The 23836-nt window shown below is 69.5% G+C and carries 22 protein-coding genes and 1 pseudogene; 9 read left to right on the plus strand and 14 right to left on the minus strand.

Translation table 11 applies throughout. The features are described 5' to 3' along the window. Positions 1-14: 14 nt before the first annotated feature. Genes ACM6LR_RS37805 through ACM6LR_RS37815 form a run of 3 tightly spaced genes read left to right on the plus strand, consistent with a single transcriptional unit; the run spans position 15 to position 4186 of the window. Complete coding sequence (locus ACM6LR_RS37805; RefSeq protein ID WP_414945500.1) at positions 15-725, plus strand: thioesterase II family protein; 711 nt, start codon at positions 15-17, stop codon at positions 723-725. A 9-nt stretch (positions 726-734) separates the two neighbouring features. Then, complete coding sequence (locus tag ACM6LR_RS37810; protein WP_414942492.1) at positions 735-1559, plus strand: SDR family oxidoreductase; 825 nt, start codon at positions 735-737, stop codon at positions 1557-1559. Positions 1560-1585: 26 nt separating this feature from the next. Then, positions 1586-4186 (plus strand): amino acid adenylation domain-containing protein, encoded by a 2601-nt coding sequence (locus ACM6LR_RS37815; RefSeq protein WP_414945501.1) that lies wholly within the window; start codon positions 1586-1588, stop codon positions 4184-4186. Positions 4187-4195: 9 nt separating this feature from the next. Here the strand turns inward: ACM6LR_RS37815 and ACM6LR_RS37820 are convergent, their stop codons facing one another. From ACM6LR_RS37820 to ACM6LR_RS37830, 3 genes are read right to left on the minus strand one after another with little or no spacing between them, the layout of a single operon-like run. Beyond that, positions 4196-4861 (minus strand): response regulator, encoded by a 666-nt coding sequence (locus ACM6LR_RS37820; protein ID WP_414942494.1) that lies wholly within the window; start codon positions 4859-4861, stop codon positions 4196-4198. After that, positions 4858-6111 (minus strand): histidine kinase, encoded by a 1254-nt coding sequence (locus ACM6LR_RS37825; RefSeq protein ID WP_414945502.1) that lies wholly within the window; start codon positions 6109-6111, stop codon positions 4858-4860. The genes ACM6LR_RS37820 and ACM6LR_RS37825 overlap by 4 nt, the downstream gene beginning before the upstream one ends. A gap of 26 nt (positions 6112-6137) precedes the next feature. Then, positions 6138-6674: a metal transporter gene (locus ACM6LR_RS37830; protein ID WP_414942496.1), complete on the minus strand. Its 537-nt coding sequence runs from the start codon at positions 6672-6674 to the stop codon at positions 6138-6140. Between the two features lie 166 nt (positions 6675-6840). Here ACM6LR_RS37830 and ACM6LR_RS37835 point away from each other — a divergent pair, with 166 nt between their 5' ends. Beyond that, positions 6841-8886, plus strand: a complete 2046-nt coding sequence (locus ACM6LR_RS37835; protein WP_414945503.1) for an ArnT family glycosyltransferase — start codon at positions 6841-6843, stop codon at positions 8884-8886. 272 nt (positions 8887-9158) lie between these two features. Here the strand turns inward: ACM6LR_RS37835 and ACM6LR_RS37840 are convergent, their stop codons facing one another. The 5 genes from ACM6LR_RS37840 to ACM6LR_RS37860 all read right to left on the minus strand — a co-directional run bounded on the left by ACM6LR_RS37840 (position 9159) and on the right by ACM6LR_RS37860 (position 14958). Next, positions 9159-9491, minus strand: coding sequence for a hypothetical protein (locus ACM6LR_RS37840; protein WP_414942498.1), 333 nt, complete (start codon positions 9489-9491; stop codon positions 9159-9161). 82 nt (positions 9492-9573) lie between these two features. Beyond that, on the minus strand, positions 9574-11232 hold the full coding sequence (locus ACM6LR_RS37845) for an acyl-CoA dehydrogenase (protein ID WP_414945504.1): 1659 nt from the start codon (positions 11230-11232) through the stop codon (positions 9574-9576). Further along, complete coding sequence (locus tag ACM6LR_RS37850; RefSeq protein ID WP_414945505.1) at positions 11229-12974, minus strand: acyl-CoA dehydrogenase family protein; 1746 nt, start codon at positions 12972-12974, stop codon at positions 11229-11231. Before ACM6LR_RS37850 ends, ACM6LR_RS37845 begins: the two co-directional genes overlap by 4 nt. Next, entirely contained in the window at positions 12971-14737 is a 1767-nt protein-coding gene (locus ACM6LR_RS37855; protein ID WP_414945506.1) for a fatty acyl-AMP ligase, read from the minus strand. Before ACM6LR_RS37855 ends, ACM6LR_RS37850 begins: the two co-directional genes overlap by 4 nt. Next, the gene (locus ACM6LR_RS37860) at positions 14734-14958 is read right to left on the minus strand and encodes an MbtH family protein (protein WP_414942502.1); all 225 of its coding nucleotides are present in this window, start codon (positions 14956-14958) and stop codon (positions 14734-14736) included. Before ACM6LR_RS37860 ends, ACM6LR_RS37855 begins: the two co-directional genes overlap by 4 nt. Positions 14959-15018: 60 nt before the next feature. On the opposite strand from ACM6LR_RS37860, the gene ACM6LR_RS37865 reads away from it, so the two are divergent. Further along, positions 15019-15219: a hypothetical protein gene (locus ACM6LR_RS37865; RefSeq protein WP_414942503.1), complete on the plus strand. Its 201-nt coding sequence runs from the start codon at positions 15019-15021 to the stop codon at positions 15217-15219. A gap of 392 nt (positions 15220-15611) precedes the next feature. Here ACM6LR_RS37865 and ACM6LR_RS37870 read toward each other — a convergent pair whose 3' ends face one another. Both ACM6LR_RS37870 and ACM6LR_RS37875 read right to left on the minus strand, forming a co-directional pair. Continuing rightward, on the minus strand, positions 15612-15770 hold the full coding sequence (locus ACM6LR_RS37870) for a hypothetical protein (protein ID WP_414942504.1): 159 nt from the start codon (positions 15768-15770) through the stop codon (positions 15612-15614). Between the two features lie 133 nt (positions 15771-15903). After that, positions 15904-17382, minus strand: coding sequence for an alpha/beta hydrolase (locus ACM6LR_RS37875; RefSeq protein ID WP_414945507.1), 1479 nt, complete (start codon positions 17380-17382; stop codon positions 15904-15906). Between the two features lie 192 nt (positions 17383-17574). Between ACM6LR_RS37875 and ACM6LR_RS37880 the strand changes: the two genes are divergently transcribed. After that, on the plus strand, positions 17575-17796 hold the full coding sequence (locus ACM6LR_RS37880) for a hypothetical protein (RefSeq protein ID WP_414942506.1): 222 nt from the start codon (positions 17575-17577) through the stop codon (positions 17794-17796). 259 nt (positions 17797-18055) lie between these two features. Here the strand turns inward: ACM6LR_RS37880 and ACM6LR_RS37885 are convergent. Continuing rightward, positions 18056-18580: pseudogene (locus ACM6LR_RS37885) on the minus strand (fatty acid desaturase family protein); the annotation flags it as partial. A 39-nt stretch (positions 18581-18619) separates the two neighbouring features. Here ACM6LR_RS37885 and ACM6LR_RS37890 point away from each other — a divergent pair. Further along, positions 18620-19063: a hypothetical protein gene (locus ACM6LR_RS37890; protein WP_414942507.1), complete on the plus strand. Its 444-nt coding sequence runs from the start codon at positions 18620-18622 to the stop codon at positions 19061-19063. A gap of 724 nt (positions 19064-19787) precedes the next feature. Here the strand turns inward: ACM6LR_RS37890 and ACM6LR_RS37895 are convergent. Together ACM6LR_RS37895 and ACM6LR_RS37900 are read right to left on the minus strand one after the other, a co-directional pair. Beyond that, entirely contained in the window at positions 19788-19934 is a 147-nt protein-coding gene (locus ACM6LR_RS37895; protein WP_414945508.1) for a hypothetical protein, read from the minus strand. Between the two features lie 163 nt (positions 19935-20097). Then, positions 20098-20670, minus strand: a complete 573-nt coding sequence (locus ACM6LR_RS37900) for a TetR/AcrR family transcriptional regulator (protein ID WP_414942509.1) — start codon at positions 20668-20670, stop codon at positions 20098-20100. Positions 20671-20753: 83 nt separating this feature from the next. Between ACM6LR_RS37900 and ACM6LR_RS37905 the strand changes: the two genes are divergently transcribed. After that, positions 20754-21704: an NADP-dependent oxidoreductase gene (locus ACM6LR_RS37905; protein WP_414945509.1), complete on the plus strand. Its 951-nt coding sequence runs from the start codon at positions 20754-20756 to the stop codon at positions 21702-21704. 225 nt (positions 21705-21929) lie between these two features. Continuing rightward, the gene (locus ACM6LR_RS37910; protein ID WP_414945510.1) at positions 21930-22394 is read left to right on the plus strand and encodes a VOC family protein; all 465 of its coding nucleotides are present in this window, start codon (positions 21930-21932) and stop codon (positions 22392-22394) included. A 484-nt stretch (positions 22395-22878) separates the two neighbouring features. Here the strand turns inward: ACM6LR_RS37910 and ACM6LR_RS37915 are convergent, their stop codons facing one another. After that, the gene (locus tag ACM6LR_RS37915) at positions 22879-23808 is read right to left on the minus strand and encodes an NADP-dependent oxidoreductase (RefSeq protein WP_414945515.1); all 930 of its coding nucleotides are present in this window, start codon (positions 23806-23808) and stop codon (positions 22879-22881) included. Positions 23809-23836 lie beyond the last annotated feature (28 nt).

The raw sequence follows: 23836 nt of genomic DNA on the forward strand, positions 1-23836 counted from the left end.
CGGAGAGAGCGGACATGCGACGGACATCCCTGGTGTGTGTCCCCTTCGCGGGGGCGGGCGCCTCGTTCTTCCACCCTTGGGCGGCACTGACGGACGGGGCACCGCGGATCGTCGCGCTGCAGCTGCCCGGACGGGAATGGCGGCTTTCCGAGGATCCGTACCGGGACGTGGGCAAAGCCGCGGCCGGGCTGCTGCCCGCCGTCACCGGCGAACTCGCGCCCGGGGAACGGATCGCGGTCTTCGGCCACAGCCTCGGCGCGGTGCTGGCCTACGAGCTGGCCCACTTGCTGGTCGCGCACAGCGACGCCGAGGTGGTGCGGTTGTTCGTGAGTGGCTCGCCCGGCCCCTGGACCCGGCGGACCCGGTGCGCGACCGGCCTCCCCGACGAGGAGTTCCTGTCCAGGGTCAAGGAGTTCGCCAAGTACGACCACAAGGCGCTCGCCGAGCCGGACATGCGGGAGCTGATTTTGCCGACCCTGCGCGCGGACGTCGAGATGCACGAGAACTACGTGCCCGCGACGGACCGGCCGTTGCCGCGGCCGATCACCGCCGTGCGCGGGACCGAGGACGACCTGGTGACGGCCGAGCAGACGGCCGAGTGGCTGCAAGCGACCAGCGCCGAGTTCGCGCAGGAGGAGATCGAGGGCGGGCATATGTACATCGCCGAGGATCCCGGCGCCCTGCTGCGTCTGGTCAACGACGAACTCGCCCACCGAGAGTGGTGAGGAGAAGCCATGCGGCTCGACGGCAAGACCGCGATCATCACCGGGGCCGCCCGCGGTCTCGGCCGGGCCTGCGCGGTCGCCTTCGCCCGTGAAGGCGCCGATCTCGTCCTCCTCGACGTCTGCGAGGACCTGCCCGGTGTGTCGTATCCGATGGGCAGCGCGAGCCAGCTCGCGCACACCGCCGACCTCTGCCGTGCGCGGGGTGCCGCCGTGCTGACCCGGCACGCGGACGTCCGTGATCTCGCCGCGCTGCGGCAGGTCGCCGACGACGCCCACGGCTGGAGCGGACGGATCGACGTCCTGGTCAACAACGCCGGGATCGCCACGCCGTCGGGCACCCCCACCGACGAGATCACCGAAGACGAATGGCAGCTCATGATCGACGTGGACCTCTCCGGTGCCTGGCGTGCGACGGCGGCGGTCGGCAAGATCATGACCGCCCAGCGGAGCGGCAGCATCATCAACGTCGCCTCGACGGCGGGGCTGGTCGGGTATCGCCACTTCGCGGGCTACGTCGCGGCCAAGCACGGCGTCATCGGGCTCACCAAGGCCGCGGCGCTCGACTTCGCCCCGGTGAAGGTCCGGGTCAACGCCCTCTGCCCAGGGTCGGTCCGGGACGACCCCGAGGTGGAGGGCCGGATGCTGGCGGAGATCGCCAGGTCGCTGCGGGTGCCGGTCGGCGAGCACGAAGCGGCGTTCGTCCAGTCACAGCCCATGAACGCCCTGGTCGAGCCCGACGATGTCGCCGAGGCCGGCGTCTGGCTCGCCTCCGACGGATCCCGGCAGGTCACGGGATCGGTCATCACCGTCGACGGCGGGTTCACCGCCCGCTGACCGGACAACCGCCGAACCGTGGGGAGATGGCTGTGGTCACGCCTTCGCAATGGTCCAGGAACGCCAGGCACTGCCACGCGCTGTGCCTCCTGCTCGACGGCCCGGTCGACGCCGAAGTGGTCGCCAAGCGCTTCGCGAGCATCGCCGGCCCTGGAGAGCTCTGGGCCGAGCGGGTCCCGTTCTCCGCCGAAGACCCGGCCGCCGCCCAACGCCGCGCCCGCGAGCTGGCCAGGCCGGTCGATGCCCGGCGCGGGGCGCGGGCCGCGCTGGTCGAGTACTCCGACGGCCGGGCGGATCTGGTGGTCGTCGCGCACCGGGCCGCGTTCGACGGCCAGGCGCTGCGCCTGCTCGCCGCCGCGGCGCTGGAGGGCGGCCCGGCACCCGCACGGTCGTTCGCCCGCCCGCCCGGCACCGACCACGTACCGGTGTGGGGACTGGGTGACCGGGGGCTCGGCTACTACGAACCCGCCGAATTCCGGGTCGCCTTGCCGTCCGGCACCGACCGCGACCCCGAGCGGTGGAAGGCGGCGCTCGCCACCGTCCTCGCCCGGTACGAGCCGGGGGAGCGGCTCGCCGGTGCGGGGATGCTGTTCGATCTCGACGGCCTCGATTCCGACGACACAGGGGAGTACGTACCCTGCCTCGCGCCTCCGTTCCCGCTGACCGTCACGGTCGCCCGCGGCGGCGACGGAGTGGGCGAACTGCGGTGCCACTACCGGCCCGGCGGGGTCGGCCTGCCGGTCGCCGACCGGTTCGTCCGGCATCTGCTCGAAGCCCACCGGACGGCGGGGGAGGACATCTTCGACGAGGCCGAGCGCGAACACGTGCTGGCGCTCGGACGCTCGTCGCGCGCCCCGCGTGCCACGCCACGCCGCATCCCGGAGGTGTTCGCGGAGCGCGCCGCCGAGCGGCCCGACGCGATCGCACTGTCCGATGAGGACGGTCAGGTCAGCTACGGTGAGCTCGACCGGTGGTCCGCCAGGCTGGCCGGCGGCCTGCGCGCCGCCGGGGTGAACCCGGGAGACCTGGTCGGTGTCTGCCTCGACCGGTCGGTGGAACTGGTGGCGGTCCTGCTCGCCGTGCTCAAGGCGGGCGCCGCCTACGTGCCGCTCGATCCGGCCTACCCGGCGGAGCGTCTCGCCTACACGGTCGACGACGCCCGGCTCTCCGTCGTGATCACCACGCTCCCCGGGTTCCCCGTCTCCCCGGGACTTCGGGTGGTGACACCAGGAACGGTCGCGGAACTGGGTGGCGACGGCGCACCCGGCACCATCGAGGGTGGCCCGGACGAAGCGGCGTACGTGATCTACACCTCGGGCTCCACCGGCAGGCCCAAAGGCGTGCTCGTCCCGCATGCCAACGTCGTCGCGCTGGTGGACGCCACCCGGGACGACTTCGCCCTCGGCGCCGACGACGTGTGGACGTTCTTCCACTCCGTCGCGTTCGACTTCTCGGTCTGGGAGATCTGGGGCTGCCTGCTCACGGGCGGGCACCTCGTCGTCGTCCCGTACTGGGTGTCGCGGTCTCCGGAGCAGACGCGCGACCTGCTGGCCGAACGCCGGGTCACCGTGCTGAGCCAGACTCCGTCGGCGTTCGCCCCGCTCGCGGAGGTGGATCGCACGAGCCACGAGCGGTTGCCGGTCCGGCTGGTGATCTTCGGGGGAGAGCCGCTACACGTCAGGAGCCTGCTGCCGTGGCTGGACCGGTACCCCGAGACCCGGTGCCGTCTGGTGAACATGTTCGGCATCACCGAGACCACCGTGCATGTCACCGCCGAGACCATCACCCGGTGGCACGCGCTCGCCGGGTCGAAGTCCGTCGGCAGGCCGATCCCAGGGTGGCGGGTGTACGTGCTGGACGAACTCGGGCGGCTCGCGCCGCCGGGAGTGGCGGGCGAGATCCACGTCGCCGGCGGCGGTGTCGCGCTCGGCTACCTGCGCCGTCCAGGACTGACCGCCGAACGATTCCCGCCCGACCCGTTCGGTGGCGGGCGGATGTACCGCACCGGGGACCGGGGACGGCTGCGGCCGGACGGTGTGCTGGAGCACCTCGGCAGGCTGGACGACCAGGTCAAGCTGCGTGGCTTCCGCATCGAACCGGACGAGATCCGGTCGGTGCTGGCGGAATGCGCCGGGGTGGTCGCGGCCGCGGTCACGCTGCGCGGGACGGACGCGGCCACCGCACGGCTCGACGCGTACGTGGTGCTCGCGGAGGGGACCACGGCGGCGGTGCGGGAGCGGATCGGCCGCATCCTGCCGGACCACATGGTGCCGTCGACCATCACCGCGCTGCCCGCGCTCCCGGTGACCGCCAACGGAAAAGTGGACCTCGCCGCGCTACCGGAACCCGCCGCGCCCCTCGCGCGGGTGTCTCCGCCGGAGTCCGGTGTGGACGGCGAATCACCGGCGGGGGAAGACGACCTCGCCGGTGAGCTGCTGGCGGTGTGGCGGCAGGTGCTCGGCTTCGCTGTCGGCGCGTCCGACAGCTTTTGGGAGATGGGCGGGAATTCGCTGCTGGCCATGCGGATCGCGGCGGCCATGCGCGAGCGCGGCTTGCCGCCGCTGCATCCGCGTGCGCTCTACCTCAATCCCACGGTGCGTGAGCTGGCGGAATCGCTGCGGTCCTGAGCCACGCCGTCACGTCGGGCTCTGGACGAGCCGCTTTTCCCAGGCCCACGCGGCGATCCCGACCCGGTTGCGCACCCCGAGCTTGGTCTGGATCCCGGCGACGTGGCTTTTGACCGTGCTGAGGGAGATGAACAGTTCGGCGGCGATCTCCCGGTTGGACAGGCCCCGTGCGATGGTCCGCACGACCTCCATCTCGCGCCTGGACAACGACGCCGTCTGCGCCGGATCGGCCTGCGACACCTCGCCGGTGTCGTTCAGGTGCTTGAGCAACCGGAGGGTGATCGACGGCGAGACGAGCGCCTCGCCGTTGTGGGCGGCCCGCACCGCCTCGATGAGCAGCGCCGGCCCGGCGTCCTTGAGGACGAAGCCGACCGCACCACCGCGCAGCGCACCGTAGACGTACTCGTCGAGATCGAAAGTGGTGACCACGACGATCCGGATCGGGTCGGTCACCCCGGGGCCCGCCAGCGTGCGGGTGACCTGGATGCCGTCGAGCTTGGGCATCCTGATGTCCACCAGGCACACGTCCGGCCGCAGCTGTCTGGCCATGGTGATCGCTTCCGCGCCGTCCTCGGCCTCCCCGATGACCTCGAGATCGGACTGGTCCTCCAGGATCAGCCGCAGGCCCGCGCGGACCATTGCCTGGTCGTCGGCGAGCAGGATCTTGATCGTCATCGAGGCTCCCTGGTGGGGATGGGCAGAGTCGTCCGCACGGACCAGCCGGCGCCGGAAGGCCGCGGTCCGGCGGACAGCGTCCCACCGAGCGTCTCGACACGTTCGCGCATACCGATCAAACCGTAGCCCCCTCGGTGGCCGGGCCGGGCCGTACTCGGCGAGGCGTCGTCGACGACTTCGACGGTGACGCCCTTGGTGTCACGGTCGACGGTCACGTCGACCGAACGGGCGTTCGGCGCGTGCCGCAGCACGTTCGTCAGCGCTTCTTGGACGATGCGGTACACCGTGCTGGTCACCTCGGGCGGCCAGTCCGTCGTGTCTTCGGGGGAGCTGAGCCGGACGTTCGCGTGCTGTTTGCCGAATCGCCGGACCATCTCGCCCAGCCCCTCCGGTTGCGGCGAAGTGGGTGCCGTGTCGTCGGTGTCGCGCAACAGCTCGACGACGCGGCGCATCGCGACCATGGCGTCGGACCCCGCGGCCTCGATCTCGACCAGCGACTCCGAAACCTTTTCGGGATTCCGCCGCGCGACGACCTGCGCGGCCTGGGACTGGATCAGCATCCCGGTGAGGTGGTGGGCCACGATGTCGTGCAGTTCCCTGGCGAGTTCCAGTCGTTCGGCCCGGCGCACCCGGTCGGCGGCCGTTCGCGTCCTGCCGTCGAGTACCCGCAGCGCCAACCCCGCCGCGACCCCGGCCAGCCAGGTCGCGGCGGCGATCGCGGGTACGGCCGACACCGGCCCGACGGCGAGTTGGGCGACGATCAGCAGCAGCTCGGCGCCCGCGATGGCACCGGCCCGCACCGGTGCCAGTGTCCGGACCGCGGACCCGATGAGCACCGCGAGGCCCAGCGCCATGGCGGGTCCGGGTTCGGTGGGGAGGCGGGTGGCCGGCAGCAGGCCGATCAGGATCGTGAGCGCCGCGACGACGAGCCCGGTGACCGCGGTCCAGGTTCGCTCGCGCCGACGTGCCAGTGCGAGCCCGCACACCACGATGGCGGCGAGGGCGCCCGGAACCCAGGACGCGCCACCCCAGCTCGCCGCGAGCGCGAAGACCTGGATCGCGATCGCGGCGAGGAACAAGGCGCCGAGCCCGGCGTCGGAAGCGACCTTGACCCAGCGATCCGGAGTGGTCACGACGGTCAGGGTACCGAGTCGCCGCCGTGCGGACTGGCCGTACGGCGGCGACTCGGGCAGCCCGGAGCGGTCGGACGTGGGGGTTTCGTCCTGGCCGACGGGCCGAGCGGTGGACATGGCGAGGTAAATGTCTTCGCGCACGGTTACCGTTGGGGTGAATCGGACCAGTACGACCGCGGCGCGGGGTTGGTGACCCGGAAGTGATGATCGCGGGTACGCAGCGACGGCCCCACCACCAGCGCGACGACCAGCGCCGCGGTGGCCAGGTACGGCACCGTGTCCCGTCCGTCGAGCCAGGCACCCACGTTCACCGCGATGCCGCCCGCGGCGATGGCGATGGCCGGTCCGATCGGGAGTGTCCTGATCGCGGAGCCGACGAGTACGGCCAGTGCCAGTGCCGTGATGGGCGAGGGCTCCTTCGGCAGGGAGTCACCGGAGACCAGCGACACCACGACGGCGACGGCCGCGACGGCCACGCCCGCGCCCGCCATCAGTGTCTTCTGTCGCTCGCGCAGCAGCGCGAGTACGGACAACACCACCGCGACGAGCGAGCAGAAGACCCAGGACGTTTTGCCCCAGCTGTTCATGAGCATGACCGCCGTGAACACGATGCCCGCGGCGAACACGATGCCGAGCCCGACGTTGACCATGATGCCCGCTGGCCGTTCCGCTGAAGTCATGTGACTCAGAATAGGAAGGGCTGGCGTCCGGGGAATCAGCCGAAAGTACAGGAGGGTGCGGGAAAGGCCGTGCTTTGGGCCGATATTGACACTGCGGTGATCCGGCCCCAGGCGCTTAAAGTGCTTCTCACCGCAGAAACTCCACCTACGTGTCGAGGGGCGCGCCGTGGCCGAGGAGACCGTTTTACCTTCGACGCAGACCGAAATGGTGGAGGCGGAGCCCGCCGGCGCACCAGAGCGTGGCTGGGCGCGGCTGCGGTTCTGGCGCTCGCCGCCGGATCAGCCGCGCTGGGCGCGTCCCGCGTTGCTCGGTATTGTCGTTCTCACGGGGGCGTTGTATTCGTGGAACATCGGGCGGAGCGGGTACGCGCATTATTACGCGGCGGCCGTGAAGAGCATGTCGGTGAGCTGGAAGGCGTTCTTCTACGGTGCCTTCGATCCCGGCGCTTCGATCACCCTCGACAAACTGGGCGGGGCTTTTCTGCCGCAGGCGCTGTCCGCGCGGATCTTCGGATTTCACGAGTGGTCGTTGACCCTGCCGCAGGTTGTTTGGGGCGTGCTCTCGGTTTTGGTGCTCTATCGGCTGGTCCGGCGCTGGCTCGGCGCCGCCGCGGGTTTACTGGCAGCGGGCCTGTTCGCGTTCACGCCGATAGTGGCCTCGGTGTTCGGCCATGCCATGGAAGACGGGGCGTTGATCCTGTGCCTGCTCCTCGCCGCGGACGCGTTCATGATCGCGGTGACGCGGGCCAGGACGCGCTGGCTGATCCTCGCCGCCGTCTGGGTGGGGGTCGGTTTCCAGATGAAGATGATCGAGGCCTGGATGGTGGTGCCCGCGTTCGCCGTGACCTATCTGCTCGTCGCTCCCGCTTCGTGGCGGCGGCGGGCCGGGCAGCTCGCGCTCACCGGTGCCGTGCTGATCGCGGTCTCGTTGAGCTGGGTCCTGCTGTACACGGTGACTCCCGCGGGGAAGCGGCCCGCTATGGACGCGACCACCAACGACAACGCGTTCTCGATGGTCTTCGGCTACAACGGTTTGGACCGGTTCGGTCTCCACGTACCGGGCGCCGCTCGCACCGACTTTACGGATCCCTCTCTGTCCACCGACCTGAAACTGCCTCCCGAGCTCGAACGCCTGGCCGCTCCGCCGCAACCGGAGCAACCGGGGGAGCCGCAACCAGTTCCGGAGCCCGCACCGGAGCCCGCTTCGGCACCCGCGGCCGAGGACCCGCCCCAGGCCTGGCACAAACTGTTCGGCGAGCGCTACGCGACCCAGGTCGGCTGGCTGTACCCGCTCGCCTTGGCGGGGCTGGCCGCCGGTCTCGTCCTGTATCGCCGTACCCGGCGCACCGGTCCGGTGTGGGGCGGGTTCGTGCTGTGGGGGCTGTGGCTGGTCACTTTCGCTGTGGTCCTCAGCCGGATGACCGTCATGCACAGCGCGTACCTCGTCGCGCTCGCGCCACCGCTGGCCGCGCTGGCCGCGGCGGGGGCGGTGCTGAGCCTGCGGCTGTATCGCGACCGCCGGGCGACTTGGCTGCTGCCTTCGGTGCTCGTCGCGCAGCTGGCCTGGACGGCGTACCTGGCCTCGGGGTACCCGGACTTCCTGCCTTGGCTGACTTGGCTTTCCCTCGGCGGGGCGGCGGTGGCGGCGGCCGTGCTGATCGCCGGGGCGCTGCGGCGTGCGACTGTCGCGCCCGCGGCCGTCGCCTGCCTCGTCGCGGTACTGGTGCTTCCGTGTGCCTGGGGCCTGTCGGCTTTCGACCACAAGTACGCGGGCAGCGCCTTCGAGGCCGGTGCCGGGCCGAGCGGACCGGTCGGGGTGGATCTGGACAGCGACACGAAGGACACCCTGACCGACACACAGCGGAGCCTGTACGACTATCTGCTGGCGCATCGCGAAGGCGCGCGCTACGTGGCGGCCACGACGTCTTGGCAGACCGCCGGTCAGTTCATCGTGCCGACCGGAGAACGGTTCCTGCCGATGGGCGGGTTCTCCGGGCAAGTGCCGTGGCCGACCCTCGCGCGGGTGCGGCAGCTCGTGGAGGCAGGGGAAGTGCGGCACGTGGTGCTGGGCGGCGCGGGTGGCCTCTTCACGAACGATTCGGAGCTGTATCGGATCGTGGTCTGGACGGCCACCAGCTGCCCGCTCGTACCGCCGGCCGAGCACGGTGGTGACCCCGGGCTTTTCGTCTTCCGCTGCACCGCCGGGAACTGACACTGGGCGCGGGTACATGAAGGACCCCTTCCTGGCGCCAGGAAGGGGTCCCGGCGAAGTCGCAAAGCTGGTCACGCGGGTCGTGAGTGGCTCAGACGTCAAATGCGGCCGCCCCCCGGTGTCGCGAAAGCCACTTTCGCGACGTCAGATGTCCCGAAAGTGGCTATCGCGACACCGAACGGCAGTTGCGCGACTTTGCCGGAGCCCTGGCGCCAGGCGCCAGGAAGGGGTCCTTCATGTACTCCGGGTGGGGCCACCTACCTCATCAGAAGTCACGCGTCGCTGAAGCTTCGGTAGGTACCGAAGCCGCCTCTGGTGACACCGGGTCCCAGGTACACCCGGTTCGCTCCAGCGCAGTCCTCCTGGTGGTAGATGTACTGGCCCCTGTCGGAGTGGTTCTTCGCCCAGACGTGCGGAGCGCCGACACCGATGTTGCTGCAGCCCGGCCCTTCGACCACTGGGCGATTGAGACAAGTGGCCCCCGTATTGCAGAACCTCAGGTAGCCGGGGGGAGCAGCCGCCGCCGAGGACATCGCGGGCGAAAAGCTCAGCGCGGCGGCCATCGCTGTCATCGTCACCGCGGATTTGAGCATGATTCGGATCATTGCCGTCTCCTCTTTCCTTTTTCGTGAGTGATTCCCTGCATGCCCGTGCGGCACCATCCGGCCGCCACTACGTCATTCGGGTTCAGGCACTCAGGGGCAGGCCATCGAGGCACCGCGCGACGGCTTGGTCGAACAGCCGTCGCTCCGTCTCTTCGCGTTCGGCCGGGCTGAGCACCGCCGGGCCGCCCATCCGTTCGGTCAGTCGGTCCAGCGCGCCCAGCAGCACGGCCTCGTCGTGGCGCTCGCCGCCGTGTCGCCGCACCGCGAGTACGGAGGAGGCGGCGAGGATCACGGTGTACCGGTCGGCAAGCGCGAACGCGGCGGGCGACGCGTCGATGGCGAGGTCCGCGGGTTCGAGTGCGGCGCACCCGTCCCGCAACCTCCGTAGTTCCTCCGCGTAGCGCGCCGTGAACCGGCGCACGGGATCGGAGCCGTGCGGTGACGCCTCGCCATCGATCTCGGCGAGGGCGCCGATGATCCCGTCATGGCGTGGCATTCCGGCGCTCAGCCGGTCGAGGGAGAGCGAGGGAAGGTCACCGCCGATGTCGAACAGCGGAGGCGTCGCGGCCGGGTCGGACAGCCACGATCGCCTGGCCAGCCGGGGGAGTTGCGGCAGCAGCGTCACCAGCGCCGCGCTGAGCGACACGTGGGCGAAGGTGGCAGGCGCGATGTCCCTTGCCAGTTTCTGGAACATCGCGTACGGGCCCTGCCGGAGGTAGGAACGCGCACCCAGTACCGCGCGCAGGTCCGCGAACGCGTCGAGCAGCATCCGCGCGGTCAGATACTTCGCCGCCGGGGCGTAGACGGCCATCGACTCCGGCGCCAGATGCAGGGCACGCAGGACCACCGACGAGAACGCCTCGATGGCCAGCAGATCGGCGTAGGCGCGGGCGATCGCCGCGCGCACGTACGGCAGGTCGGCGGCCGAGCAGCCGTAAAGCCGGCGGTCGAGCGAGCAGCGGATCGCCAGCCGCAGTGCCGTCTCCAGCGGACCGGCGAACATCGCGGCGCCCACCGACCGGGTGATCTGGTACGAGCGCAGTGCCATCTCGATGCCCTGGCCGGGGGAACCGATCAGGGCGTCGCCGGGGATGGGGTAGCCGTCGAACTCCACGCCGCCCAGCTGGACTCCGCGCATGCCGGAGCTGTGAAACCGCGGCAGGTCCCGCAGCCCCGCGGCGGGCAGGTCGTCCCGCAGGACGAGGAACTGGCTGTGGCCGCGGCTCCCCGCCGCGCCGGTGCGGGCGAACAGCACCATGGCCTCGGCCCGCCGCAGGTTGGTCACGATCTCCTTGCGACCGGAGAGCAGCCAGTCCCCACCGTCCGGTCGGGCGACGCACTCGGCGTGCGCGAAGTCGTTGCCGTGTGCCAGTTCGTGGAAGGCGGCGGCGATCCGGCGGTTCGCCAGCAGCAGGCCTGCCGCGCGGCGGCGCTGCTCCTCGTTCCCGGTGGTCCAGATGTTGACGGACGCGATGAGAGAGCTGAAGCCGTAGCCGAGGCCGAGACACGGGTCTCGCCGCCACACCGTGCGCAGCACCTCGGCGAGCCGGTCAGCGCGCTCCCAGCGGCCCCCGTAGGCCACGGGAACGAACTCGGCGTTCAGGCCGTACTCGTCCAGTACCCGTTCGCCTGCGGCGAGCATCTCCTGTCGTTCGTCGGCCGCCAGGATCTCCCTGTATCCCAACGGGTTCCGGTCGTCCAGGGCGTCGCCGAACAGCGCGTCCAGCTCGGCGGCGCTCATGACCGGTCCTCCGGGATCATCGGTGTGCCGAACGGGGTGACCGGGGCGCCGGTGCGGGCGGCCGCGGCCACGCGTTCCGCGATCGCGTCGTCGATCAGGTCGTCTCCCGCCTCGGCGCCGGGCGCGGGGAGCCGCAGCGTGGCGTCGAGCCTGACCCGCAGTGCGCGGAGCGCGGCTCGTACCCAAAGGCCGTTCTCCCACAGCGGTTCGTCCCGGTGCCGCTCGGCCGACCAGGTGTGCAGGCACGCCGCGCCCGCGTAACAGAGTTCGTAGGCGGCGGCGAGTTCGTAAGCGGCCATCGGCGGGTGGGCGGCCGGGGGCACCTCGGCCATCAGTTCGTGGACCCGCCTGGTGGTGGCGGCCAGGGCGGTCGCGTGCGCCGCGAGCCCGTCCGGGGCGGTCTCGGCGGTGATCGATCCGGCCAGCGCTGGAAGGGATTGCAGCAGCGAGCACCCCCGCCGGGACAGCAGGGTGAGGGCACCGCGGTCCAGCGGACCCGGCGCGCTTCCGACCGACACCGCCTTCGCCAGCCCGTCCGTGTCCACCGTGCCGGCGGCGAATTCCCTCGCCAGGCGGGGGAATTGCTGGATCAGCGCGCTGCGGTTCACCGGGGTGCTGCCGTCGAAGACCGAGACGATCTGGTGATCCCGCCAAATCTTCTGGAACGCGCCGTGCGCGTACACGTCGGTGAGGAAGGAGCGCGCACCGAGCAATTCGGCCACCTCGCCGAGCATCACGTCGGTCAGTGTGGGCACCAAAGCCTTGACGACGGCGGAGATCACGCTCATCTCTCCGGTGAGCGCGTGGATCGAACGGCTGCTCACCACTGCCGTGGCTTCGGCGGCGGCCAGTAACGCGGCGCAGCGGCCGAGGGCCGCGCGCGGGTACGCGCGGGCCAGCAACGGGCGGCGCTGGATGATCCGTTCGGCGGCGAAGGCCGCGGCGAGCCGGAGCGCGTGTTCGCCCGAGCCGAGGGACAAGGCGGTGCACAGGGTCCGGGTGAGCTGCAGCGCGCGAAGGACGGTCTCCACTCCGGTGCCCTCGGCGCCGAGCAGCGCGGTGGCTGGCAGTGTCGCGTCCTGGAACGCGATGCCGGAGATGTCCACGCCGCGGATCCCGTGCGTCGGTTCCTTGGGCAGCAGTCGCCAGGTGCCGGGTTCGAGCGCGGCCTTGTCGACGAGGAAAAGGCTCTGGCCGCGTCCGGTACCCGCCTTGCCGGTGCGGGCGAGGACAGTCAGGTAGCGGGCGCGAGTGGCGTTGTTGATGGGCCATTTCACGCCGTCGAGCCGATAGCCGGCGGCACGCGCTGTCGCGGCCACCTCCCCGTTCAGCAGATCTGCGCCGTGGTCCGGTTCGGACAGCGCCCAGGCGATCTGGGCGCCGGCCAGTATCCGGGCCGCGGTAGCGGCGGCCTGCTCGGCGTCGCCCGCGATCCAGACGGAGGCGGCCCCAAGATAGGTCTTGCCATGCGCGATCACGGCGCTCAGGTCGCGCCTGGCCACCGTGCGCCACAGGCGAAGCAGCAGTTCATGGTCCTCGACGGCGCCGCCCCATCCGGTGGGGACGTAGTACGCGGGCAGGCCGAAGGCGTCCAACAGGTCGACGAGGGGCGACGGGAATTCTTCGGCGGAGTCCAGCTCGGCGATCCGGCGGCCGACCCCGCCGGAGCCGGTCGCCATGACGTCCACCAGCGCGGTGTCGAGCGCGATCTCGATCTCGACACCGGAGCGGGTGAACGTCACGGCTCCACTCCCGACGGCGCGGGACGCAGGCCCGGCTCCAGTTCGGCGTGCAGCACTGTCATTTCGCCGGCGAGGAACCGGTCTCGCATGGCGGTGCGCCTGATCTTCCCGCTGGTGGTGCGGCGCACGGTGCCGTGCCGGATGAGCACGACGTTGCGCACGGGGAAACCGAACGACCGGTTGAGCCTGCGGGTGACGGCCGTGATCACCGCCGCCAGCTCGGATTTCGGGGTTCCGGGACGGACCTCGTGGACCAACACGACGCGCTCGTCCGGCGCGCCGACCCCGAACGCGGCACCGAGCTGGCCGCCGAGAGCCTGATGCGCGGCACGGGCCTCGTGCTCCACGTCCTGGGGGAACAGGTTGCGGCCGTGGACGATCAGCAACTCCTTGAGGCGGCCGGTGACGAACAGTTCGCCGTCGGCGAAGGCACCCAGGTCGCCGGTGCGCAGCCAGCCGCCGCCGTCCTCGACGCCGGTCAACGCGGCGTCGAAGACGCGTGCGCTCAGCTCCGGCTTGCTCCAGTAGCCGCGGCCGATGCTGTCCCCGCGTAACCAGATTTCGCCGACCCGGCCCTCGGGTAACGGTTCGCGGGTGCGCGGGTCGACGATCCGCGTGTCGAAGGCGTGCGGCCGTCCCACTCCGGTCACCGGCCTGCCGTCGCCACTGGGCACCGAGGCCAGTTCGGGCCGCTCGGCCGTTTCCAGGCGCCGGGTGTCCACCGTGAGCACGGTCGGCAAAACCTCGTCGGATACGCACGCCACGTACGCCGTGGTCTCGGCCAGGCCGTAGCCGGGGGAATGGGTGCGAGGGTCGAGCCCGATCCGGGCGAACCGTTCCGTGAACGCCTGGAAGGTGGGCACGTGGATCGGCTCGGCGCCGTTCAGGAAGTAGCGCACCCCGGAGAGATCGAGACCGCCCATTTTCTCGTCGGTGATGACGCGCGTGCAGAGTTCGTAGGCGAAGTTGGGACCGCCGGTACAGGTGATCTCGAACCGGTCGAGCATGCGGAGCCACTCGACCGGCCGCCGGACGAACGTCGTCGGCTGCATCAGGACGAGCGGGGCGCCGCACAGCAGTGCCGCGGTGAGCTGGGTGAACAGGCCCATGTCGTGGTGCAGCGGCAACCAGCCGCCGAACCGGTCCCTCGGGCCGAGGCGCAAGTTCACGCACAGCGCCTCGAGGTTGGACAGGACGGCGCCGTGGGTGAGGATCACGCCGTTCGGCGACCCGGTGGAGCCGGAGCTGTATTGCAGCACCGCGTCCGTGTCGCGGCCAATCGGCCGCTCGCCCGTCACGGGCCCGGGGAGGTGCTGCGCGCTCACGGGGCGCACGGCTTCGACGGGCAGGCCGTGCTCCCGCAGGTGCGAGGTGACCTCCGCGAGCGCGGCGTCGGTGGTGATGGTCAGCGCTGGCAAGCAGTCGGCCGCGATCGCGGCGATCCGCTCATCGGCGCTCGCCGAGTAAGCCGGCACCGGCGAAGGAACAGCGATCAGTCCGGCGAACAGACAGGCGAGGTAGATCTCCACGAACTCCGGGCTCGTCGGCAGGGCGATGAGCACCCGTTCGCCGGGGCCCAGCCGCTGAGCGAGTTCCGCCGCGCGCACCCGGGCTCGGCGCTCCAGCTCCCGATAGCCGATACTTTCGTGTTCCGTCGCGGTCGAGCCCTGGTAAAAGGTCAACGCGGTGCGATCGGGGAACTCGGCGGCGCGCGCGGCGAAGGCCTCACCCAGGCTCTGGTATCCGGTGAGGTCGATGGTCATGACGTCGACGCTGTTTTCTCCATCGCCTCGATGAGGCTCTTCGGACGCATGTCGGTCCAGTTCTTCTCGATGTAGTCAAGGCAATCCTGTCGTCCGGCTTCCCCGAAAACGGATTTCCATCCGGCGGGAACGTCGGCGAAAACGGGCCAGAGGGAATGCTGACCCTCGTCATTGACCAAGACGAAATAATGGGCGTCGGGGTCCTCGAAAGGATTTGGCACGGCACTTCCCTCTCTCGGCGAAGGAATCGAGTCCGGAGGTGGTTCGGCTGGTGGCTCACTATGCCTCCGCGATCGGCTGACCGGCAATACCGCCCGGTGCCGGAGGTGTCCAACCGCCGCCGTGGCCTCAGTTGGACTGTCGCAGACCTGATCACGCTGATCGTCGGCATCGCCCTGGCCACCGAGCACTACCCCGAGCCCGCCTCCGCGGCGGACCGACTGTTCCGGCTGGCCGTAGCAGGACTGACCCCACAGAGCTGACAAGGCGCACGACCAACAGCGCCGAGAACGGACCTACATCCTTCATGGCGCACTCACCACTGAAGTGACCCGCTCCAAACGTATTGCCAGCGGGATACATGGAATCTCAGGAGGCCGGCTATGTGCTGCGGGCCGGGTGTCCCTTCCGGGCCGACATGACGCCGGAGGGTACTCCCGAAGGTATGGATACCCGGGTAGTTCAAGCTGGCTGTGTCCTGACCGAGAAAAGTGCTCCTGGACTGGGGAAATGAGGGTGTCTACGCCTATTCCCCAACACAACCAAGGAGCACTTTTCCGGTGCGGAACATTACCTCGTGGTCGGTCGCTCTGGCCGTCGAGACCAGCCGACCAGGGCGTGATCAACCACGCCGGCACCGCCGCGCTACGGCTGATCACCGACCGGTCCGACCGGACAGGAGGGCTCTCGGCAGCGTCGGCCCGCCGAGGGTTTCGAGCCGGTCCATGACCGGGGCCGGGTGGTGGCCGACACCGGCGTAGGTGGCAGCCGCGTCAGCTGGTGAACACGAACGGAGGTCCACGCCGAGGCTCATGGCAACGCGACACCTCGACCTCCACCGCGCCAGCAAACATTTGGGCTCAGCCCAGCGCACGATTACCTTGCCACCATTCGAAGCATTCGGCGTCAACAGCGACCTGGGCACGGCGAACGAATGTCCACCTGCGTCAAGACGTTCCTTCGGCCGCGCACGCGAAATCCTGCGGCGGACGCTCTCCGGTGACGAGGTATTCGGTCGTGGCGTCGTTGAGGCACTTGTTCTTCTGGTAGAGGTAGGCACCGTGCCCGCCCTGGTCGGCGGTGATCATCCGGGCGCGGTGACCGAGGGCCGCACGCATCTTCTCGGCACCGGACAACGGGGTGGACGGGTCTCGGAGGTTCTGCACGATGAGCACATTCGACGGCCCGTGGCCGGTGATCTCCACCGGGGGCTCGATCGGCTCGGTCGGCCAGAACGCACACGGCCAGATGTTGGACGCGGCCGCACCCCACATCGGGTGCCGGAACCGGTCGGTTTCGACCTGACGTTGGTAGAACTCCACCGACTCCGGCCAGTTCCGGTCGTTGCAGAGCACCGCCAGCTGGGCGGCGGCGGCGTTGTCCGCAGGCTGGTCCGGAGGCGGCGGCGTGCTCGGCAGCGGTTCCACGGGCTGGCCGGTGTTGACGGCACGCCACATCTCGGCTGCCTGGGGCAGGCCCGCGTCGGTGTACATCCGCTCGAACGTGCCCTTGCGGAACTGCTTGCCGTCGAAGCCGTCCGCCATCGGTTTCGCGTCCAGCCGGGCGGCCAGTTCGTAGTACTTCAGCTTCGCCTGTTCTGGCGTGGCGCCAAGGCCGTACTCCGGATGTGCGGCGACGAACTTCGCCAGATCCGGGAACCTGTCTTCGACACCCTGACCGAACCCGCGCGAAGCCGCGGGACTACTGCCTTCGTTGCTCATCGAGCTGTCGAGCACGATCCGGTCACCGCGGTTCGGGAACATCGTGGCGTAGACCGCGCCGAGGTAAGTGCCGTAGGAGACACCGAGGTAGGAGAGCTTCCGCTCACCCAGTGCCTCGCGGACCTTGTCGATGTCACGTGCGGTGTTCGCGGTGGTCATATACGGCAGGATCGACGCCGTCGAAGAGGAGCCGCATTTCTTTGCGATCTCGACCATCCTCTTCGCGCGGTTGGCGACATCGGCCGAATCCAACGCGTATTCCGGGATGTTGGCGGTCTGTGACGTCCCCGGCGGCATGTCACAGGTCACCGGGGTGCTGTAGCCGACGCCACGCGGATCCATGCCGACCACGTCGTAGCTGTCCCGCACGCTCTGCGGCAACCCGAGATAGGTCAAGATCATCGAGTAATTCATCGCCGGGGCGCCCGGTCCGCCGGAATTGAGCAGCAGTACACCGCGGCGCTTCTCCGGTTTGGCACTGGCCATCCGCGATATCGCGATGTTGATTGTCTTGCCACCGCGGTCGTTGTAATCCAGCGGAACCTTCAGCCTCCCGCATTCCAGCGGCCCCAAAGGTGTGCCGTTGGGGCACTTCCCCCAGGTTACGGTGGCCGGCCTGTCCGGTGCCGCGTCCGCAGCCAGGCCCGGCGGGGCGAGGGGCACCACCAGGGCGGCGGCGAGAACGGCAACCACAGATCTACGCATTGAGTGCTCCTCCTCGGGGTGACGCCATCGCGCGGTCCACAGCGGACGATGGTGCGAGCCGAATGCAGCGAACACCGTGCCCCAAGGGCACAGTCAAGTCGAATCGCACACTCGAGCGCGCGCTGTCCGTTCTACCTGCCCAAGGAATCCAGTGCCGGGCGCCTGCTCGAGGTAAAGGACGGTGTCGATCCGATGCTGGAACGCCTCACCCTCACCGATGACGAACGCGCCGCCCTCGAAGGCGACCGTGACGCGCTTGCCGCACTGGCCGAGCGCCTTGCCAACGTCCCCACACCCGCCGGCCCGACACCGGAACAGCTCGGCGGCGACCGCGCCTTCGTTGCCCTGACCTCGCTTCAGGACAGCATCTTCGGGAGGCTCGAGGTCAGGGTCGATGTAGTAGATCGGCGGTGAAGCGGGGAGGCATCACCTTGTCTTCACCTGCGCGGCGGGCCCTGAGACCGATGGGACGCTGGCTGGTGAAGGACAGTTCGCCCGGCGTGCGTCGGCTTCCCATCCCTCACCGGCGATCCCGGCGTCGAGCTGGCAGCGGCACGGCCGCGGATGCGGCGGGACCGGCTCCGCGCACGGGCGGCGCCGGAGGCGCCTGGCCGAACACCAGCTCGTCATGGCGGCGGCACAGCAACCGGACCTTGTGACACCGGCGGCTGGATCAGGCCGAGGTGCGCAGGGGCGCGCTGACGTCGTGAAAGTGTTGTAGGACATAGCGGTAGGTGCGCAACAGGCCGCATTGGGCGTAGCTGATGCCGTGCTGGGCGCAGAATTTGTGCACCACAGGCTGGGCGCGGCGCAGGTTGACGCGCGGCATGCTGGGGAACAGGTGGTGTTCGATTTGGTAGTTCAATCCACCGAGTGCGACGTCGACCCACCGGCCGCCGCGGATGTTGCGGCTGGTGAGGACCTGCTTGCGGAGGAAGTCCAGTGTGCTGGCGTCGGTGTAGGTGGGCATGCCCTTGTGTCCGGGCGCGAACGAGCAGCCCATGTACACGCCCCAGACGCCTTGGTGCCCAGCGATGAACGCGATCGCCACCGGCGGCGACAGCAAGAGGAACACCGCGGCGAGGTAGACCGCGATGTGCGCGCCCAGCAGCACGGCGTCGAGGCGGCGGTCCTTGACCGCACCGCGCCACACGGCCTGGATGCTGGCCCAGTGCAGGCTCAGGCCTTCCAACAGCAGCCGGCCACCCTGCATCGGCATTTCAAGGCCGCCACCGGCATGAGCCCGCTGCAGTTCCAGAAGCACCTGCGACTCCAGGAGGCGCGGCGCCTGCTGGTGGCAGGCGACACCACGGCCGTGCACACCGCCGATGCCGTCGGCTACACCAGCGCACCCAGTTCACCCGGGAATACCGCCGCGCCTACGGCCTGCCGCCGGTGCGCGGCGGCAGGCTCACCGACAGCCGCTCCTAGTGGGCCTTTCCACGTAACGGGTCGTGCCCGACGTGGAGGAGCACCAGCGGCGGCGATCTTGCCGATCATCCAGGGACAGAGCCTGACGTTGCGCAGTGTCCTGAAGGTGGCATTGAGCAGCGAGTTTCCCCGTTCGCCCACGGGGCCGCGATCGTATGCCGTGGCAGACCGGCGAAGGAGCAAGTCTCAAGGCGACGTCGTATACGACTTTCGCACGACATCATTCGTGAGATTACGACGTCGAAATTGAGAACCTACATGCCAGTAGGGGCACCGCGCCCGCTCTCGGAAGTCACGTGATGGTCCCGCGAGTCCACGCAGGTCCAGTGGTTCGAAGTGGTCGGCCGAGAGACTGGTGACGCCGTGGTGAGATTGGACGACTCCGTGGACCAGTAGCGCTGGTGAGCTCGGCCTGGTCCACAAGAGAATCAGTGGTAGCGGCACGCAGCTGGGCTAGCAACTCGGTGAAATCGTTGTTCATGAGCGCAGATCCGAGCAGGCACCACCGACAGAACCGGCCTGCTCGGTCTGCCCGCCGAGCAGGTTCACTCCAACGTGGAGACGTTCTTCGTCTGCGACGAGGCCTCCCGAACCACCTTGCGCGCCGCATGATGCTGGGACTGCTTCTTCCGGGAGGCGCAATCAGCGGGAAGGCGGGACGAACGACCTCGGTGCCGACCGGGCCATCCCCCACGGCGACGCTCACGCGAAAATACGCCGGTGGGCGCAAGGTCTATGACATAGCTCTCAGGCACTACTCGAGCAGGGCCGGACCGAGCGCGCCCGCGTATGCGCCTGGGAGTCCAATTCAGGACGCACGACCTCGTAGTAAGTCCACAAGGTCACGGCGAAGCCGTCACGCTCGTAGACCCGCGGCTCAACCCCAGCCTCCAGCGCCGCGACGAGGCTCGCGGTTTCACCGAGTCGCAGAGCGAATTCGACCTCAAGCGCGGCTACCTCCTGTCCCGCCGGTGCTACTCGGGCGAGACGCCACACGGCAACAGATGCAGGGCGAGCCTGTTCGAATCATGAATCACGACGACGTCGTCGACCCGCAGACGCAGCTCTCTGGCCAGTGTCGTCACCGCAGCCATCGCACGTGAAACGATCTCTACCTCCACAGGCGTAGATCCTCGCACGCGCTCGATCAATGGCACGCCAGTGGACCAGCCGAAATGTGCGCTCGGCGGCATGAGAGGGCGTTCAGCAGCGCCATGCGTCCGGCCCCAGCCGCAACGTCTGCCTGGGCTTGATCGCCGATGGGGGAAGCCTGGCCGAGCCTGCTCAGCCGGTCGTCGGAGCTGGCAGCGTGACCGTCTCGCGCAGTTCAGCGGCGGCCTGGGCCATGAGCTGGGAGAGGGTGGTGTCCGGCTCGGCCAGCCAGCGAGGCATGGCGCGCCGGTGGATCGCCAGCACCACGTCGATGATGAAGCGTGCTTTGCCGGGCTCGACGCCGCGGCGCTCGAGCGCCGGTACCAGCGCGTCGGCGATGTCGGCGAGCTTGATCAGATCGCGCTCGGCCAGTGCCGGGTTGGCGGCGATCACTCTCCCCCGGCGCAGCAGGAACTCGCGCGGGCGGAAGATCTCCTCGGCGGTTCCCAGCGCGGTCAGCAGCGCCTCGATCGGGGTGAGGTCCGGGTCGGCTGCCTCGACCTGGGCGACGAGGTGGGCCTCGAGTTCGTTGCCGGCGAAGAGGACTTCCCGCTTGTCGGGGAAGTAGCGATAGAAGGAGCGCTCCTTCAGACCGGCAGCGCCTACGATTTGCGCGACCGAGGTGCGTTCGAACCCCTGGGTCTCGAACAGCTCGAGCGCCGCGCGCTCGAGCCGGCCCTGTGCGTCGGCTTCCCATCTCGGCATACCCACCAGAGTACGACAACAGAAGCTGTTATCAGCTGGTACGGTCGATGACAACAGATGCTGTCATCACATAGGAGATCGTCATGAAGGCTCTTCAGTTCGACCGGTTCGGCTCCCCGGACGTGATCGTGCTTCGCGACGTCCCACAGCCGGAGCCCGGACCTGGTCAGATCCGGATCGCCGTGCGGGCGTGCGGCCTGACACCGGCCGACTGGCATGTCGTCGACGGTCTCCTCGCCAACCAGCTGCCACCGCTGCCGCGCGGGCTCGGCCTCGAGGTCGCGGGCACCGTCGACGCGCTCGGCGACGGCGTCACCGGCGTCCAGATCGGCGACCGCGTGTTCGGCCCGGCCACCTTCGACGGCCCGACGGCAGGCGCCGCCGAGTACGCGCTGATGCCGGCCTGGGCACACATCCCCGACGGCGTCACCGCCGAGCAGGCCGCCGCGCTGCCGATGGCGGCCGAAACGGCGCGGCGCGCGCTCGACGACCTCGGCATTCAGCCGGGTGAGCTGCTGCTCGTCCACGGCGCGGGCACCACCGTGGGTGAGGCGGCGGTGCGCTTCGCGCTGCACCAGGATATTCGGGTGATCGCCACCGCCGGACCCACTCGGACCGCCGCTCTGGAAGAGATCGGCGCCCAGGTGACCACCTACGGCGAGGGCACGGCCGAACGCGTCAGCGCACTGGCCGGAGGCCGTGTCGACCGCGCCCTGGACGCGACTCCGACCGGCGGGCGGATCGACCGCGCCGACCAGCCCAGCCCGGCCGGTGGCTCGCTGCCGATTCTGATCGAGCTGACCGGCGACCCCGACCGCGTCCTCACCCTCTCGGACTTCGCCGCGGCGGCCGACCTGGGAGTCCGGATCACCACCGAGATCCGCTACGACCAGATGGACGAGTTCGCCCGGCTCGCCGGCGAAGGCATCCTGGTCGTACCGGTCGCCCGCACCTACACACTCGACCAGATCCGGGAAGCGGCCAAGCTCAGCCAATCCCGCCGACCCGGCGGCAAACTCATGCTCGTCCTGTGATCACCTTGCCGCCTGGCCAGGCGATCCCGTTGCCGAACAAGTACTGAGACCCGAACACCCCTATAGCCAAGTCAAACCGCTCGAACCATCCATGTGAGCAGCGGCGGCGATGACCAATTCCAACTCCCGCCCTCGGCATGAGCGCGCGACATGCGGCATGACCGGACATGTCGCGGCGTCTCGGTCAGGCGGCCACGCACATCGCGGAGTTGGTAGACAGGACGGGTGAACTCCTTCTACCACCTGTGCTTCGTCGTTCAGGACATCGGACGGGCGACCGAAGACCTCACCCGCACTCTGGGCGTGACCTGGAGTCCAGTCCGCGCGGGCACCCTCGGGGACTGGGACTACCGCATCGTGTTCTCCGTCAAGGGGCCGCCGTTCTTCGAAGTGATTCAGGGCCCCGTCGGTAGTCCGTGGGATGCGACCGACGGTTCCCGCTTCGACCACATCGGCTACTGGTCCAAGGACGTCACGGCGGACAAACAGCGCCTGGTGACTCGAGGCGCACCGATCGAGTTCGACTCGTGCCCTTACGGTCGCTCCTTCACCTACCACCGTCTCGACAGCATCGGAGCCCAGATCGAATTGGTGGACCTCGCGGTCCAGCCGGGGTTCTGCGACACCTGGGCCCAGGACATAGCGGCGATGCCGGCGCTCGACCTCGACGATCCAACCGCCGGACCGTGACGGTCACTGTCACGTCGAACATCCGGCACGTGCGCTCAGACACTGGGTCAGCGGCAGAAGAGTGCGTTGATTCTGGCCGGCGAGCCTCTGGATGATCATCGGGGCGCCGCACTCACCCCGCACCACCAACCAACAGCCGGTATGAGCCCAGGTCCATACCGTCCATAGCCAGCAGGTCAGTGTGCCGACGATGCCAACGGCCAGTGGTCAGATCGGACCGCAGCCGTTCCGGCGCTGGCTCCAGCGCCTGTTGGTCGAGCAGCGCGATGCCAGACATCGCAGCGTGTCGGCGTACGCCTGAATGTGCTCACCCCGTAAAGGTGAACGCGCTCAGGTGGCGATGCGCTGGCCATATGCCTCACTAGTCCACTATGGACGGTGCAGGGTGTCGGGCAGGAGACGCGAGCCCGTCGGAGATCACCAGCTCAGGGGCGGCCCTGAGCTGACCGTGACGCGGAATCGGGCGATGGTTGTGCCATCGGGGTCAGCGCACGGTGATGACTAGTTTGCCTGTGGTTTGGCCGGTCTCTCCGAGGGCGTGGGCCCGGGCGCCTTCGGCGAGGGGGAAGGTGCCGGAGACGTAGGCGCGGAGCTGTCCCCGGTCAGCGAGTCCGGCGACAGCGCGGATTCCGGCCTGGTCGTGCTCGACGAGCAGGGTGACGGCGCGGACCTGCGCCTTCTCCGCGGCGGCCTGGGTGTCTTCGGCGTACGGCGCCAGGGACACCAGGACCCCACCGGGACGGAGCACGCCCACCGAACGGGTCGCGGTTGCCCCGCCGAGGGCGTCGAGGACGACGTCGTACCGCTGTTCGGTGTCGGTGAAGTCCTCAGTGCGGTAGTCGATGCAGGCATCCGCGCCGATCTCGCGCAGGAAGTCGTGTTTGGCGGCGCTCGCGGTCCCGGTGACATGCGCGCCGCGCTCCTTGGCGATCTGCACCGCGAGATGACCGACGCCGCCGGCTGCGGCGTGGATCAGCACCCGTTGCCCCGCCCGCAGGTCCGCGGTGTCGACGAGAGCCTGCCAGGCGGTGAGTGCGGCCAAAGGCAGAGCGGCCGCCTGGACGTGGTCGATCCCGGCGGGCTTGGCCGCGAAGGCGCGGGTGGGACCTGTCACGTACTCCGCGTGGGAACCGGCGCCGTAGGGGTACGGCAGCATGCCGAACACCTCGTCACCGGGCCGGAACAGGGTGACGCCGACGCCGGTCTCCACCACGGTGCCGGAGACGTCCCACCCCAGGGTCATCGGCGGTGGCGGCAGGAAGATGTGGTGAGCGCGGTGTTTGAAGTCCGTGGGGTTGAGTCCGGCCGCGTGCACGGCGACCAGGATCTCTCCCGGGCCGGGCGCGGGCCGCGCAAGCTCGGTCAGCCGCAGGACGTCGGGGCCACCAAGGGCGGTTTGGTGCAGGGCGAGCATTATCGGGGTGCCCGTGGAGCCGGAGTGT

Source organism: Amycolatopsis sp. cmx-11-32 (genome assembly GCF_047608695.1).
GTDB lineage: Bacteria > Actinomycetota > Actinomycetes > Mycobacteriales > Pseudonocardiaceae > Amycolatopsis.

Bases quoted from the DNA above. Each gene is read 5' to 3' on its own strand.
- ACM6LR_RS37805 (WP_414945500.1), top strand. From the start codon at position 15: ATGCGACGGACATCCCTGGTGTGTGTCCCCTTCGCGGGGGCGGGCGCC.
- ACM6LR_RS37810 (WP_414942492.1), top strand. From the start codon at position 735: ATGCGGCTCGACGGCAAGACCGCGATCATCACCGGGGCCGCCCGCGGT.
- ACM6LR_RS37815 (WP_414945501.1), top strand. From the start codon at position 1,586: ATGGCTGTGGTCACGCCTTCGCAATGGTCCAGGAACGCCAGGCACTGC.
- ACM6LR_RS37820 (WP_414942494.1), bottom strand. From the start codon at position 4,861: ATGACGATCAAGATCCTGCTCGCCGACGACCAGGCAATGGTCCGCGCG.
- ACM6LR_RS37825 (WP_414945502.1), bottom strand. From the start codon at position 6,111: ATGTCCACCGCTCGGCCCGTCGGCCAGGACGAAACCCCCACGTCCGAC.
- ACM6LR_RS37830 (WP_414942496.1), bottom strand. From the start codon at position 6,674: ATGACTTCAGCGGAACGGCCAGCGGGCATCATGGTCAACGTCGGGCTC.
- ACM6LR_RS37840 (WP_414942498.1), bottom strand. From the start codon at position 9,491: ATGATCCGAATCATGCTCAAATCCGCGGTGACGATGACAGCGATGGCC.
- ACM6LR_RS37845 (WP_414945504.1), bottom strand. From the start codon at position 11,232: ATGAGCGCCGCCGAGCTGGACGCGCTGTTCGGCGACGCCCTGGACGAC.
- ACM6LR_RS37855 (WP_414945506.1), bottom strand. From the start codon at position 14,737: ATGACCATCGACCTCACCGGATACCAGAGCCTGGGTGAGGCCTTCGCC.
- ACM6LR_RS37865 (WP_414942503.1), top strand. From the start codon at position 15,019: ATGCCTCCGCGATCGGCTGACCGGCAATACCGCCCGGTGCCGGAGGTG.
- ACM6LR_RS37870 (WP_414942504.1), bottom strand. From the start codon at position 15,770: ATGAGCCTCGGCGTGGACCTCCGTTCGTGTTCACCAGCTGACGCGGCT.
- ACM6LR_RS37875 (WP_414945507.1), bottom strand. From the start codon at position 17,382: ATGCGTAGATCTGTGGTTGCCGTTCTCGCCGCCGCCCTGGTGGTGCCC.
- ACM6LR_RS37880 (WP_414942506.1), top strand. From the start codon at position 17,575: ATGCTGGAACGCCTCACCCTCACCGATGACGAACGCGCCGCCCTCGAA.
- ACM6LR_RS37890 (WP_414942507.1), top strand. From the start codon at position 18,620: ATGAGCCCGCTGCAGTTCCAGAAGCACCTGCGACTCCAGGAGGCGCGG.
- ACM6LR_RS37900 (WP_414942509.1), bottom strand. From the start codon at position 20,670: ATGCCGAGATGGGAAGCCGACGCACAGGGCCGGCTCGAGCGCGCGGCG.
- ACM6LR_RS37905 (WP_414945509.1), top strand. From the start codon at position 20,754: ATGAAGGCTCTTCAGTTCGACCGGTTCGGCTCCCCGGACGTGATCGTG.
- ACM6LR_RS37915 (WP_414945515.1), bottom strand. From the start codon at position 23,808: ATGCTCGCCCTGCACCAAACCGCCCTTGGTGGCCCCGACGTCCTGCGG.